Origin of the sequence: Pradoshia sp. D12 (assembly GCF_008935075.1) — a bacterium.
GTDB lineage: Bacteria > Bacillota > Bacilli > Bacillales > Pradoshiaceae > Pradoshia.
In genome coordinates this window covers 557,704-572,815 of sequence record NZ_CP044545.1, presented here as the reverse complement: position 1 = coordinate 572,815, position 15,112 = coordinate 557,704, and the positions used below count along the sequence as shown (strand labels likewise).

Below are 15,112 nucleotides of genomic sequence, written 5' to 3'. Positions count from 1 at the left end.
TTCCTATATCGGTGATTATAGTAACTGTCCTCTATATTTGCAAGGGTATTAGAGAAACTAAAGTAACGGTAAATTTTATCAATCTATTATATTTAAAGGGGGGAAAACGTACATACATCCAATTTAAGTTTATATTACCCTTTTAAACAGTAAAAACCCTTATTCCATGAATAAGGGCTGATCGAATAATCCAATATACCATTGATGATAAGGACATACGAGATTATTCTACAAAGTATTCAGCATATTGGCTATCCGGTTCCAGCAAACTATTCCAATATTTCTCTGGTCCTAATATATGGTGACTAACAGCCTCATCTATTTGATCAACTTTTTTATTTTCAATAATATCAATAATGTTTTTATGTTGTTTAATAATATCTGTATAATCATATTCGATTTCAGATAGCAATCGGATTCGATTATAATGTGTACTTAACCGATTTATTGCATCCCAGATATGATCTTTTTCCTGATCTTTATAAAATAGGGAGTGAAATTCCTGATCCAATTCATGAAAAGTTCTTTCCATTCCTTTTTTTCCTATAAAATTTTCTTGTAAACTGATAACTTTCTTTAACTCTAATAATGTTTCATCAGAAATAGATTCGCAGGCTAACTTAAGAACCTCTTTTTCTAGTACAGAGCGCATAAAGGCCGCCTCTTTAACCAATTTATAATCAATTTTTGATATGTATGAACCGACCTGCGGCCATACTTCAACCAAATGTTCCTCTTTTAATTTTCCGATTACCTCCCTGATTGGAGTACGAGAAATCCTTAATTCATTAGCCAGCTCAATTTCACTGATTGCTTGTCCTGGTTTTAATTCTAGAGACATAATGCCATTCTTAATAATTCTGTACGAATAATGTTTATTATTTTCTCCAGGTAATTTGGGTGTCACTGTTAACATCATGATTTCTCCCTTATATAAAGCGTATAAATATTCTCTACCAACATCAGCATGTAGCCAGTATACATGTTTTATTTAATTATCATCAAATTTCATTAATTTTTCAAGCAATTCAAAACAAAAAAGCTGAAGGGCCTTGGTCAGGAGCGAGGAGCATAAGACAAAGGCACGTAGGGGATGTACTTCCCCCCGCAGTGGCTTTGCTTATGTCCCGAGCTCCTAGGCCCTGAAGCTAGATTGAATAAAAAGCTGAAACGACTGCATCAAGGAACAAAGACTAAATACGCCACATCGTGTGGCAACGTCTTTGTGACCAACATCCTGTTGGCCTCCGACAAGCATAAGACAAAAGCACATAAACCATATTCTACATCAGTTATGTCAGTATCCTCTAAATATCCTGCTATAGTTCGACATCTTCCAACAATAAACATAGCCTATTTCTTTATCTAAATAAATTAAAACTACCGATTCTGAATATTTTTCTGGGATAAAGGTGAGAGTTGGATTCACCTTATTTCATATAAGTAACAAAATATCCCACCTTAATCCCCAGTCTTTTTTTGAATAAGACAAAGAAAGACTAGTAATTAAATAGCTTAATAAGTCAGATGGCTTATTTTTATTATAATAGTATATTAAAATTCTTCCTCCCTCCTTTTTCATACAACTATCTCCATATGAAATCAGGTATAAGTATATTCTTTTCTAATCATTTCCTAATTAGAATGACACCTACAGCTGTAGCCAAACTACATCCAATGATTCATTTTCAATTTCCATAGTATACTTGCGACATTTAGTGACAGCATTTGTTTACTTCAATTCGTTATGGTAGAAATATCAGCAGGATTACATAATTCGATATTACTTAACAGGGAGGTGAAAAAATACTTGGCATATTGGCAATTTAATAATCTAGTATAGGGAGGAATACTTGTTGAAAACAAAGAGAAAAAAACTGTCGTCACTCATTCTAACATCTATGCTCATTCCATCATTGCTCTTAACTACAGGATTTACGTCTTCACCATCTTCTACTGCTTCCTCAGAATCCATCCATAGTTCAGCAAAATCTACGATTATACAGAATAGCAGTAACAAAATCTCCAAAGATCTTCAAAATGAGTTTAAGGAAGAAGAAAAAGTCACCTTCTTAATTAAACTTAAAGAGCAGGTCGACACTGCCAAGGTAGCAAAAGAAGCTACTGCTACTGCAAAAAAACAAAAGCTTTCATCAGCCAAGACGACCTTGACAAAACGATCTTCCATCGTTACAAATCTGCGCGCAACTGCTGAAGAAACTCAGCATGAGCTAAAAAACTATTTAGAGAAACAAGAAAAAGCCGGTAAGGTTAAAGATATTCAATCCTTCTACATCGTTAATGGTATGGCTGTTACGGCTACAAAAGAAGTCATGGAACAAATTGCCGCATTTCCTGAAGTAGAAAAACTTTTACCGAATGAAAAAGTACACCTTGTAGAACCTGTTAAACAATCCAAAGCTGAGAAACCACTAATCGAGTCCAATATTAAGGAGAAACCTTCTAAAACAGAGACAAAGGCAGAAGTCTCCTCGATTGAATGGAATATCGAAAAAATCAGCGCACCTCAAACATGGGCAATGGGAATTGATGGAGCTGGAACAGTCGTTGCCAGCATAGATACTGGTGTGCAATGGGATCACCCTACCCTAAAGACAAAATACCGTGGGTACAACCCTGCTAATCCAGACAACCCGACCCATGAGTTCAGCTGGTTTGATGCTACTTCTACAAACCGCCCTGCAGCATTTGATGATAATGGTCACGGTACACATACAATTGGAACAATGGTCGGATCAGATTCAAACGGTACTAACCAAATCGGCGTAGCACCCGGCGCTAAATTCATAGCGGTTAAAGCTCTCTCTGCATCAGGTGGAGGCTCGAGTGCTGATTTGTTAGAAGCAGGTGAATGGGTATTAGCTCCTAAAGATGCTAATGGAACTCCACATCCTGAATACGCACCAGATGTCGTAAACAACTCATGGGGTGGCGGACCAGGATTGGACGAATGGTTCCGTCCAATGGTTCAAGCATGGAAAAATGCGGATATCTTCCCTGAATTTTCAGCAGGAAATGACGGAGGAGGAGCAGGAACTATAGCAGCTCCATCCAATTATCCTGAATCTTACGCAACTGCCGCAACAGATATCAATAATGCTTTGGCAAGCTTTTCTTCAAGGGGACCTTCTCCATATGAAGGAGTCATGAAACCAAATATAGCTGCACCAGGTGTAAATATTCGCTCAGCTATACCTGGAAACGATTATGCTTCCTATAATGGAACATCAATGGCCGGGCCTCATGTGGCCGCAGTAGTTGCCCTGCTTAGACAAGCTGATTCGAGCTTAACTGTCGATCAAATGGAAGAGATTATGGACTTAACAGCAACACCATTAACTGACAGCGCTTATCCAGAGTCACCTAACTATGGATATGGTCACGGTTTGGTAAATGCTTTTGATGCTGTCTCTTCAGTTGTTAGTGGTTTAGGAAAAATTAAAGGAACTGTCTCCAAGGAAGGTGATGATACTCATGCACCTGAAATTGAAACAGAGCCTGTGACTACTTCTTATAAAGAAATGGACCTTCCTCTTAGCGCAACCGCTACGGACGATGTATCCGTAACATCTGTCGTTTTGAAATATAAAAAAGCAGATGGCAGCTGGACTGAAGTCGCTGCGGAACGTGTAAGCGGAAATTATAAATCCGGTGAATACGAAGCAACCATACCTGGTGTTGATTTAACCGGTGATTCAACAGAATACCAATTTATCGCATATGACTTTGGAGGCAATTCAAAAGAAACAGCTGTTTATCCAATAGAATTACTTCCGGGTATTACAGTTGGCTATGAAACAGATTTTGAACAAAACCCAATCGGATGGACATCTTACGGTACAAATAATTCATGGGAATGGGGAGTACCAACAACAGGCCCTGGCGCTGCATTCTCTGGTGAAAAGGTATATGCAACAAATCTGACAGGAAACTATGCAAACAGCTCTAATATGAGCCTGGAAATGCCACCAATTGATCTTCCTGAAGGAGCCAGCTACTTACAGTTCAAACAATGGTTTGATTTAGAAAGAAACTATGACTTTGGGCATGTATTTATTTCTACTGATGGTACCAACTGGACACAGGCAGCTCGTTTCAACCAAACATCCGATGGTTGGATTGATGGCGAAGTTGACTTAAGCGAATATGCAGGACAACGCATCTACATTTCCTTCAATGTTACAACTGATGGGTCTGTCCAGAAAGCTGGATGGTATTTGGATGATGTCAAATTATCGGCAACTCCTATCCAACCTTCGTCAAAAGCTAAACATGGTGTGAAGAAAGATACAAAAGCTACTGATACTAAAATCAAAGATACAAAAGCTAAAGACCCTAAAGACGACAAAAAAGCAGCAAAAGAAAAAGTAGACGCAGCAAAAATCAAACCAATATCTGAAAAAGATAGTTCAAAAAATGAAAAACCTAGCAATGAAAGCCCGGGACCACTGCTTTTACCAATTCAAGCAGAGGTAACCGTTCTTGAAACTGGCCGTTCTGTTTACACCAACCCACAGGATGGATCCTATGAATTAACGCACGCAACAGGTGATTACACTGTTCAAGCAGAAACATATGGATTCCAATCTCAAACACAAGCAGTACGTGTTGAAGATGGTGGAGTTGCTACCGCAAACTTTACACTACAGGAAATTCCTAAAGGTACTGTCAGCGGTACAATTACAAATAAAGTAACAGGAAATCCTGTTGCAGGCGCCACAGTTTACCTTGTGGAAGATGCTGCCATTACGCCTGTGACTACAAATGAAGATGGCGAGTATTCCCTTACTGCATACGAGGGTACCTACACACTAAAATTTGTTGCACCATCCTACTACAGTTCCGAAACAACTGTAACCATTGAAGCAGGCGAACCAGTCGTTAAAAATGTTGAGTTACGTCCATTCATTGGCTATGCAGGTGAGATTAAGTATGATGATGGAACAGCTGAAAATGCCAGATCCTTCAATGCGGCAGGCAATAGCTGGGCTGTTAAAATGTCATTAAAAGAAGGGGAAGATCAAGCTCTAGTAACTGGTGCACTCCTTCGCTTCTGGGATATGGAATGGCCAGTCCCAGGCGGTACTGAATTCCAAGTATCCGTTTATGATGCCAGTGGTGCAAACGGCGGTCCTGGTACTAAATTGGCAGGTCCTTTCAACGAGACAGCTTTACGTGACGGCACTTGGACACATGTTGACCTTGCCGAACACGGCATCATGGTAGAAGGAGACTTCTTCATTGTCTATACACAAACAAAAGCAAATCCTAATTCACCTGGCTTGGCAACTGATGAGGACGGTCCAAATGCTAAACGCAGCTGGCAAGGTGTAAGCGGTGCATGGTCTCAATCACCAGAGGCTGAAGGAAACTACATGATCCGTGCGACCGTCAACTATGAATTACAAGTACCATCCATCACTTCTCCTAAAGATGGAGCATTTACGAATAAAAAATCTGTGACAGTTGAGGGTAAATCTTCTCCTGAAACAACCATTGATTTATTCAATGATGGAGAACAAACTGCTACTACGGAAACGAATGCAAGTGGCGACTTCTCAGTTGCAGTCGAGTTGAAAAATGGTGCAAATACACTGACTGCTAAAGCAAAAACTGATGTCGGTTCAACAGACCCATCTGAACCAGTTACGATTACACTTGATCAGGATAAACCTGAACTGACTATTACTTCACCGACAGATGGTTCTAAAACAAATAAAGAAACCGTTACAGTTACAGGAACAATTGCTGATGCCAATCTGGATTGGGTTAAAGTAAATGGTCAAACTGCAACTGTAAGCGACGGGAAATTCAGCAAGCGTATCCTTCTTGATGAAGGTATAAATGAGATTACTGTTCAAGCTAAGGATAAAGCAGGCAACAGCATTAAAAAGATCATCACAATTGATGCCAATTATACGGCACCTGAACTTTCCAACATACTTCCTGCTGAGGACAAAGTATTGGAAAGCGGCGATTCTGTCAAAATCGAATTTGATAGTGAACCTGGGCTAGACGCTACCTTCTCAATCCTTGCTCCAGTCACAAACCTTGGCGTCTCAAATGCACTTGAGCTTCCAATGCGTGAGACATCGGAAGGACACTATGTCGGCTACTATACTGCCACTAAAAATATCAAAGCAAACGGGGCAGCCGTTCAAGTAACCGCAGAAGATGACTATGGCAATAAAACGATTGAAAGAGCGGAAGGATTATTATATATTAACGCTCCGCAGTAAACGATTAAAGCACAAGTGCCGATGCACTTGTGCTTTTCTTTTTTGAGCAGTTCTAAAATAGTTTATACTTAAACTGATGATTAAGATATAAAACACAATCTTATTTTTCATATACATTCTTCCCTTTTCATCAAAAATTACAGTTATATCTTACGAACATATCTTAATGAGATATAGTTTTCTTCCTTGGTATTTCCGTATCCTCTTTGTTCATTATTGAAAATGAATCCTCTTGCTTCATAGAAAGGAATTCCTTTTTGATTTCCCTTTGCTACAGATACCCATTGCTCAGTTGCATGAAATTCCTCTTTTTGTTGTTTTGTAAGAACATCTAATAACCTTGTCCCAATTCCTTCATTACGTCTATTGGGGTTAAGATATAAGACAAAGACCTCCCCAGAAGTCTTATCGATCATACCGCCTCCAATTGCCCCAATGACTTTGTTCTCCTCAACAGCAACAAAATAGCCACCCCATTCTACCCCAGTTTCACTTACTTCCTTCAGAATTCTTTCATGATTATAAAACTCTTTTATAACTCTCTTAATATATTCTTCAGATCGTAATTCGTTATAAGTTGCCCAGTACCCATCACTGCATACTTTCGCAATCCCCTCAACATGACTTGCATTCGCTTTTAAAATATTAACCACTTTCCACACCTCCAATTTCCCCTGTTCCGAAGATTCCCTCTACAAATTCGAGCTTTTACTACCATTTATAATTCAACATAAAAAGGTATTAATCCTTTTTGAATTAATACCTTTCATCTCACCTGTTGATATATCCCTATGAATCTAAATTAATTGTTCAATATCGCCTCAAATGGCCATTACTTAATAGTATCAGCTTTGGAAACCTGGATAATTACACGGTATCTTTCAACTCTCGGGAGCAACCTCCTTAACTGAAGCTTGTCAGCAGAACCATAATCCCATTAGTCAAACCGTGAATGATAACCGCTGGCCAAATTGAATTAGTTCGTTCATATGCCAGCGCAAAAATGATACCACTGAAGAAATTTACTGGCATCACATTATAGGTCGGAATATGTACGATCGTAAAAATGATTGAACTAAGTAAAATGGCTCCAACAAATCCTATCCGTGTACGCAGCCAGCGATATAAAAATCCTCGATAAAAGATTTCTTCATATATTGGAGATATAATAGCTGCGGAGATAAAAGCAATTAAAAAGGTGAATAAAGTTACATTTTGCTGTAAAGCCTCTGTTTTGTTATTCTCCCACGAATTACCTATAAGACTAGTAAACAAGATTATAATCACCGAACCAACTAATAAAATAGTTGAATACAGAATAATAAGCTTCCAAACTTTCACATTAAATGATTTTATCCCTACCTCGTTCCAAGATAATTTTTTCGGATTAAGAGCAATATAATAAACACCTGAAATTAAAATAATGGCTATTATTAGTCCAATTAATGTCCCTGAATATAAATCATTCTCGAGCCAATTGGTAATAATTGGTTTAAATATCAATTTCACAAAACCAATTACAAACACAAATTCCAAAAGGATTAATAATATGAATTCCTTTAGCCCCCAATCATCTTGTTCTTTCCAGTTCATTTTCATCCGATAGCCCTCTCCCTATATATGGTATAATCCAACTATATTAGATGACGTTACGTCACCTGCAAGTTTTTTTCAGGAGGAAATGAAATGAAACAATGGACGACAGGAGAGGTAGCTAAGCAGCGAAATATATCCGTTCGCACCCTGCGTTATTATGATCAGATTAATTTGCTTACCCCTAGTTATAAAGCAGATAACGGGAGGAGATCTTATTCAGAAGATGATTTATTCAAACTTGAAAAAATCATTATTCTCAAATCCCTTTCCCTTCCGTTAGAAACTATTCGCGATATATTAGACAGTCTATCCTTCCAACAAATTCTCATCTCACACTACAATTATCTACAAGATCAACTCACGAATATTCAAACAAGCATTTCTAATACTACATCATTAATTAATATGAGCGAGCTGCAAGAATCCTTATCATGGGAAGATGTTTTAAAACTGGTTCAAAATTCACAAAATAACTCAAAAAAATGGATTGATTACTTCCATCAGGATGAAAAGCTACTTTTACAGAAATCCATACCAAATCTAAGCAGCAATGATAAAACAACGCAACAGTATATGTTCTTACTAAAACAAATTGAGTATTGTATTCAAAACAAAGTTAAACCCGAATCTGAAATAGGAGCCCAAATTGCTTCTGATTTAATTAAACTATCAAATGATACATTTCAAGGGAATGAGGAATTAATGAATCAGTTTTGGGAAATCAGAAAAAAACCCGCAGAAGAAACAGGCTTATACCCAATTCCTAATCATGTACTAGAATTTGCAGAACGATGCATTGCTTATTTAACAGATTTAGAGACTAGCCATTAGGTTTGTCTCCCTCGCTTGTTTATTCAAGGCTTAGAGTAAACTCTATTTGCTATGCTGATAATTAATCTATGTTATTTTCGGCTTTTATATATAAAGTTAATCAAATCTAGAGACTCTTTAGATCTCTATTTATTTTCTTAACCCCTTTACTAAATTTATGAACTTTATTCCAATTTATATTGAAGAACGGTAATATAAACTGCCTGCAATGCACAAAATACGAAGAAACAAACTATGAAGGCATGCAGGAGGTATGTATGAATCAATTCTTAGAAAATGCACGGGCTATGAAAGAGGAATTAATCAAATATAGAAGACAAATTCATCAAAATCCTGAAGTAGGCGACCATCTTCCTCAAACCACGAAATACGTAATGGAGAAGTTAAAGGAATTTGGCTATGAACCAAAAGAAATCTGTGAAAGTGGGATTGTAGCACTGGCAGGGAAACCTGATGCAAAAAAAACATTTCTTTTGCGGGCTGATATGGATGCTCTGCCGATTAAAGAGGAGACAGATTACCCGTTTAAAGCAACAAATGGAAATATGCACGCCTGTGGGCATGATATGCACACAACTATGCTACTAGGAGCTGCCAAATTATTAAAACAATATGAGAACGAACTAGAAGGATCCGTTAAGCTCGTATTTCAGCCAAATGAAGAAGGCTTCAAGGGCGCAAAATTAATGTTGAAGTCGGGCGTTTTGGAGAATCCAAAAGTGGATGCAGCAATGGCCTTACATGTACATTCCGGTACACCAACTAATACGGTATTATATGGGCTTGGAACCGCAATCGCAGGTTGTACAATCTTTAGAATTACTGTTAAAGGTGTCGGGTGTCACGGAGCCATGCCTGAAACCGGCGTTGACCCAATTAATATTGCAGCGCATATCTATACCTCCATCCATGAAATCATAGCAAGAGAAATCTCAGCAACCGAATCGGTGGTTATCACGATTGGAAAGTTTCAGGCAGGAAGTACACATAATGTAATCCCTGACCAAGCCATCTTAGAAGGTACGATTCGTTACTTAAATGTGGATTTAGGAGATTTCATTTACAAAAGGATGGAGAAAATAGTAACATCAACAGCTGAAATGTTTAGAGGTGAAGCTAAAATAGAGATTGTTGCATCTGTTCCGCCCTTAACGAATGATAAAGACTTGGCCAATCAATTGTCCTCTTATGTGAGTGATGTAGTCGGTAAACAATCTGTCATCTCTTTTGAAGGCGGAGGCATGGGTTCTGAAGATTTCGCTTCGTACTGTTATGAAGTACCTACCGTTTATTTTTTGCTGGGAGCCGGCACAAAAGAAGAGGACCCTCATTATGGACTTCCCATGCACCATCCACAGGTAGTTTTTAATGAAGATATCCTACCAACCGGTGCCGCCATGCATGCTTATACGGCAATGATGTGGTTAAAAGCGCATCAATAGAGAACGCAGTAAGAGTGTGGCAAAGTTCTTTAAACGATGCCACACTCTTTTAAATCTATTATATTTTATAATATTTAAATTTACTTTTTAAATATAGCTGTTAAAAAACCTTCCTCAGCAAATACACCATTCATTGAATCTGTTTGTCTCATGTTTCTTATTTCGATTTCCTTCAGATCCTTAAATATGTCTCTTAATTTTTGATCTGTAAACCCCAAACCTCCCTTTAGGCTCCAAAATCTATACACATCCCAATCGGTTATATCTGATCCGCCATACTTCCCATTTTCAAGAAAACACGTAATGCCGAACAAGCCATCTGTTTTTAGTGCTCTTTTAACTAAATTATTATAGGTACCCCTCCGATGAGGTGCTATATGATGAAAGCATCCTGAATCAAACACAATATCATAGCTTCCTTCATCAATAGCTAATTCAAATATATTTTTATGTATAAAGTTAATTGTTAATCCACTCTCTTTAGCCCGCTCTTTTCCCCATTTCAAACTTTCTTCAGATGAATCTACGGCATCAACATGACAACCTTTTTCAGCAAAAAAGACTGCATTTCTCCCGGGACCACATCCCAACTCCAATACTTTACTCCCTGGAACAAACAAGCCCTTATCGAAATACTCTACCAAGTTTTCATCAGGCTGATTAGAAAAAAAAGGTACATTCCGATCACGATTTAAATAAAATTGATCCCAATCAAACCTGGTTTTTTCTTTTAATAATTGGTCCATCATCTTCAGCAAATCTTCATGGCTATAAATAGTTTCCACTACTTTTTCCTGCCTCTCTAAATTTATCAACCAATCACATATTACCATTTTATAACAATCCAGCATATTAGACTACATTACTATTAGCAGTCATTTGGAATGATACATCCATCTGTACGACGTTTTAAAATAGCATGTAAAAGCCAGGGATTATAGCGGCCTTTTAATGAATGTATAATTCATCTATATAACAATGCCATCTTCAGGAAGTGATGTTTCACCTAGAGTTGAATGGTTTTCTATTTTGAGTATAACAAAGAGCACCTTCTGGATTATAGGCGGATATATCGATATCCGTTTCTTGCCCGACTATTAACTTTGAGAGCTGTGAAGCGATAAATGGACCCATCGTCAGACCTGATGCCCCTAGGCCATTTATGACATAAAGATTAGAGTGATGCGGCATGCGGCCGAATACTGGAAGAAAGCCTGGCGTAAAAGGCCTGAAGCCAACCCTTGTTTCGACCAAACCCGCATTCGCAAGACCGGGAGCAAGCTTAGTTGCTTTAGTTAGTACTTCCAGTACACCGCCTGCCGTTACCCCGGTATTCATCTCTTCATCGTTTTCGTGCGTAGCACCAGCTATTATCCTTCCATCTGGAAAAGCAAGCAGGTATTGATCGTTAGGCGGAATAATTACCGGCCAATCATGTGTGTCAATATTGTGCAGCTGTAAATGACAAATCTGCGCTTTCTGAAAGCTGACTTGCATCTGATATCCTAAGGGTTCTAATAATTGACCTGCCCAAGCCCCAGCAGTAACTACGACCTGGTCAGGCATCCATTCTTCATTGCCAGCTGTCACAACGATTCGTTCTGCTTTCATAGAAAGCTGTGCTTCGGCTGATACGAATCGTGCATTGTATTTCCTAGCTGCCCTTTGCAAGGCATTTCGTAAAGCCCGTCCATCAACGCGCGCAGCACCGCTGATATGTACCGCTCCATATCCTTCAGTAAGCAAAGGAAATAACCGTTTTGCTTCGTTTTCGTTAAGAAAGCTTATCTTGCCCATCTCCGGTGCATCCGTTTTTCGCATTTCAGCACGTTGAAGCATCGCATCCAGTTTTTTCGGATCCTCATGCAGACTCAATGCACCTACACGGGCATAACCTGTTTCAGTTTCTCCATCTTGACGAAGTTCTTCAATTATTTCTGGATAATAGCGAGCACCACCTTTGGCCAGCTGGTACCAATCTTTATTTCGACGCTGGGAGAGCCATGGACAAACAATCCCTGCTGCAGCATCTGTCGCTTGTCCTTTATCAAAACGATCGATCACAGTTACCTGTAAGCCCGCCTTGGCAAGCTTATATGCGGTAACCGAACCTGCTATACCTGATCCAATTATTGTTATATGCATATATACCGAACATCCTTTTCTTCATTTAACTACAATATACCATAGCACAATCGGCCTTTTCTCAGTTTTATGAGTGAATGGGACGCAGTAAAAGTGACCTGAACATTCTCAAGACGGACCACATTGATGAGGATAGACTTACTTTGAATTTGAGAAGTGACAGGTTAGTTGCAGCTCACTCAATCAATAAAACAAATCATGAATTAACAGAAAAAAAGCCTAAAAAAACCTCTCATACGAGAGGTTTTTAAAAGCAATCCTTCTATCTTTTTATACTCAAAATCTCTTTATGGCATAAGTACCATGTTGAATTTTCCTTTATTGCTATCCCCTTCTATTCTTTCGTCGGAACCCAGCCTTTTGTCTGCAGGATGATGTTCCAAAGCGGTTCTGGAAGGCCATGACGATCTTCGCGAGTAGGATCAATCAAGCTGGTAATTTCGTCTTCGCGTCCTTCTTTGAGCTTTGTAACGAATTCCGGGTCGATTAACAATTCACGTCCCATGGCAATCAATGGTACTCCCGTATCTTTGGCTGCAGCCACGTCTTCGGCAGAGTACAAGGATCCAACGCCGATAAGAGGCATTCTATTATTGATGCGTTCCTGGATCAAATCAATGCGTTTGGCGCTCGCATCCGCACCGCGGCGAGCTGTGGAATGGAAGTCCATTAAAGAAACATGCAGGTAATCTAATGGCTTTTCCACTAGAGCATCAATCAGCTCAAGTGTTTCTTTCATCGTTAATCCAGGAGTTTCCGGTTCCTCAGGAGAGAAACGATAACCAACTATAAAGTCTTTGGAGCCGTGTTTATCAACAGCACTTCTGACTGAGTCGATGACAGCCAAGGGGAAACGCAAGCGCTCGCCCCATTCATCTTCACGGCGATTGGAAAATGGAGAGTAGAATTGTTGGATAATATACCCATTTGCACCATGAATTTCGACGCCATCAAAACCAGCTTCGATAGCACGTCGAGTTGCTTCGCCGAAATCAGCAACGATTTGCTGTACTTCTGCAGTTTCCAGTGCACGTGGTGTAGCTGCACCTTCTTTTTCTACAGCGCTTGGAGCAACTACATCCCCATTGGGTACAAGATCTGCTCCTGATTCCCGTCCACCGTGGTGAAGTTGGATGATTGCTTTAGCTCCTTCGCCTTTTATTGTATCTGCTAACTTCTTCAGACCTGCTATATATGTATCGCGTACAATGGATGGCTGTCCTGGGAACGCCTTTCCGTTATCGGATACATTTGTTGCAGCAGTGATGACTAAGCCGATATCCTTGGAACGCTGCGCGATATATGGAAGCTCCTGATCGGAAATCGTACCATCAGGATTAGAAGAGTAATGTGTCATTGGAGCGAGTATGAATCGGTTTTTCAGCGTAACGCCATTTGGCAGTGTAAAGCTTTCAAAAAGAGAAGCGTATTTTTCATTCATGAACTATTCCTCCTTTGTATGACCTTTATTCTAGTGAGTTACAAAAAGGGTAGCAAACATAACGCTCATTCGTAAGCAGGTTATGATTTGTAACAAGTAAACATGGAAGAAGCTAATCATTGGTTTGCTGGGTTCAGCAGTTAATGATTTCGGATTATGAATTCGTCCAAATTTATTGCTTTTATATTGATTCAAATTCCCCCTCGAAAATTTAGTTACTTATTCGTAATAAATTTAATATCTTTTTCATCTAAATGATATTGATAATCGTTATCATTTGAATTATACTAATGGTAGAACACATCATAAAAGCCATAGAACATAAATCCCCCCCTCTTGCATAAAGGCCCTAAGATTATCTCTTAGGGCCTTTAGCTATTTATCTATTTCTAAACCCTATCATTTCCATATACTTCCTTACCTTTGCTATGATTGAATCATTACATGTTAAGGGGGTTTTTTTATGAATAACAAAATTCAGCTAGGTAAAACAGACTTACTTGTAAATCCGATAGGTCTTGGAACTAATGCAGTTGGAGGCCACAATATCTACCCAAATCTCGATGAGGAAACAGGACGGGAAATCGTACGGACTGCCATCGATTATGGCGTGAATTTTATTGATACTGCCTATATTTATGGCCCGGAACGGTCAGAAGAATTAATTGGAGAAATTGTTAAAGAAAAAGGCAATCGTGAAAACCTTGTTATAGCTACAAAGGGGGCTCATAAATTCATTGAAAATGATGTTGTAGTTGATAACTCCCCTGCATTCCTTATTAAAACTGTGGAAGAAAGTCTAATGCGTTTACGTACAGATTATATAGATCTCTTCTACATTCATTTCCCAGATCAGGATACACCAAAGGACGAGGCAGTCGGCGCCTTAAAGAAACTAAAAGATGCCGGAAAAATCCGTGCGATCGGGGTATCCAATTTTTCATTGGAGCAATTAAAAGAAGCCAATAAAGATGGATACGTGGATGTAATCCAATCTGAGTACAATCTATTTAAAAGAGATGCTGAAAAAGAGCTTCTCCCCTATACCGCCCAACACAAAATTTCCTTTGTCCCATACTTCCCGCTGGCTTCTGGTCTTTTAACCGGAAAATTCACAAAGCATTCTACTTTTAATGATGGACGTTCCCGTAATCCATTATTTCAGGCAGAACTTTTTAAGCAAAACCTAGAAAAAGTAGAACAACTGCGAAAGATTTCGAAAGCTAAAGACGTTGAAATCGCTCATCTTGTCCTGGCATGGTACTTGGCGCAGGATTCAATTGATGTTGTTATCCCTGGCGCAAAACAGCCGGAACAAGTCGTTGATAATCTTAAAACACTGGAAGTTATGTTATCCCGTGAAGAAATCCAACAAATCAGTTCAATCTTTGAATAAG

At 38.9% G+C, this 15,112-nt stretch carries 10 protein-coding genes; 4 read left to right on the top strand and 6 right to left on the bottom strand.

What is annotated here, in order from left to right:
• Positions 1-223: 223 nt before the first annotated feature.
• On the bottom strand, positions 224-916 hold the full coding sequence (locus F7984_RS02780; protein ID WP_066108055.1) for a GntR family transcriptional regulator: 693 nt from the start codon (positions 914-916) through the stop codon (positions 224-226).
• 937 nt (positions 917-1,853) lie between these two features.
• Between F7984_RS02780 and F7984_RS02775 the strand changes: the two genes are divergently transcribed.
• Positions 1,854-6,260 carry a S8 family peptidase gene (locus F7984_RS02775; protein WP_181162049.1) on the top strand — a complete coding sequence of 1,469 codons (4,407 nt, stop codon included), beginning with the start codon at positions 1,854-1,856 and terminating at the stop codon, positions 6,258-6,260.
• Positions 6,261-6,403: 143 nt separating this feature from the next.
• Here the strand turns inward: F7984_RS02775 and F7984_RS02770 are convergent, their stop codons facing one another.
• Both F7984_RS02770 and F7984_RS02765 read right to left on the bottom strand, forming a co-directional pair.
• Positions 6,404-6,913, bottom strand: a complete 510-nt coding sequence (locus F7984_RS02770; RefSeq protein WP_066108060.1) for a GNAT family N-acetyltransferase — start codon at positions 6,911-6,913, stop codon at positions 6,404-6,406.
• A 250-nt stretch (positions 6,914-7,163) separates the two neighbouring features.
• Positions 7,164-7,859: a CPBP family intramembrane glutamic endopeptidase gene (locus F7984_RS02765; protein ID WP_066108063.1), complete on the bottom strand. Its 696-nt coding sequence runs from the start codon at positions 7,857-7,859 to the stop codon at positions 7,164-7,166.
• Between the two features lie 87 nt (positions 7,860-7,946).
• Between F7984_RS02765 and F7984_RS02760 the strand changes: the two genes are divergently transcribed.
• Positions 7,947-8,687: a MerR family transcriptional regulator gene (locus F7984_RS02760; RefSeq protein WP_066108066.1), complete on the top strand. Its 741-nt coding sequence runs from the start codon at positions 7,947-7,949 to the stop codon at positions 8,685-8,687.
• Positions 8,688-8,944: 257 nt separating this feature from the next.
• Complete coding sequence (locus F7984_RS02755; RefSeq protein WP_140462183.1) at positions 8,945-10,129, top strand: M20 metallopeptidase family protein; 1,185 nt, start codon at positions 8,945-8,947, stop codon at positions 10,127-10,129.
• 80 nt (positions 10,130-10,209) lie between these two features.
• Here F7984_RS02755 and F7984_RS02750 read toward each other — a convergent pair whose 3' ends face one another.
• From F7984_RS02750 to F7984_RS02740, 3 genes are all read right to left on the bottom strand, one after another.
• Complete coding sequence (locus tag F7984_RS02750; protein ID WP_140462182.1) at positions 10,210-10,962, bottom strand: SAM-dependent methyltransferase; 753 nt, start codon at positions 10,960-10,962, stop codon at positions 10,210-10,212.
• 169 nt (positions 10,963-11,131) lie between these two features.
• On the bottom strand, positions 11,132-12,274 hold the full coding sequence (locus F7984_RS02745) for an NAD(P)/FAD-dependent oxidoreductase (protein WP_140462181.1): 1,143 nt from the start codon (positions 12,272-12,274) through the stop codon (positions 11,132-11,134).
• Between the two features lie 334 nt (positions 12,275-12,608).
• Entirely contained in the window at positions 12,609-13,715 is a 1,107-nt protein-coding gene (locus tag F7984_RS02740) for an NADH-dependent flavin oxidoreductase (protein ID WP_140462180.1), read from the bottom strand.
• Between the two features lie 463 nt (positions 13,716-14,178).
• Here F7984_RS02740 and F7984_RS02735 point away from each other — a divergent pair, with 463 nt between their 5' ends.
• On the top strand, positions 14,179-15,111 hold the full coding sequence (locus F7984_RS02735; RefSeq protein WP_139892690.1) for an aldo/keto reductase: 933 nt from the start codon (positions 14,179-14,181) through the stop codon (positions 15,109-15,111).
• Position 15,112: the final 1 nt, after the last annotated feature.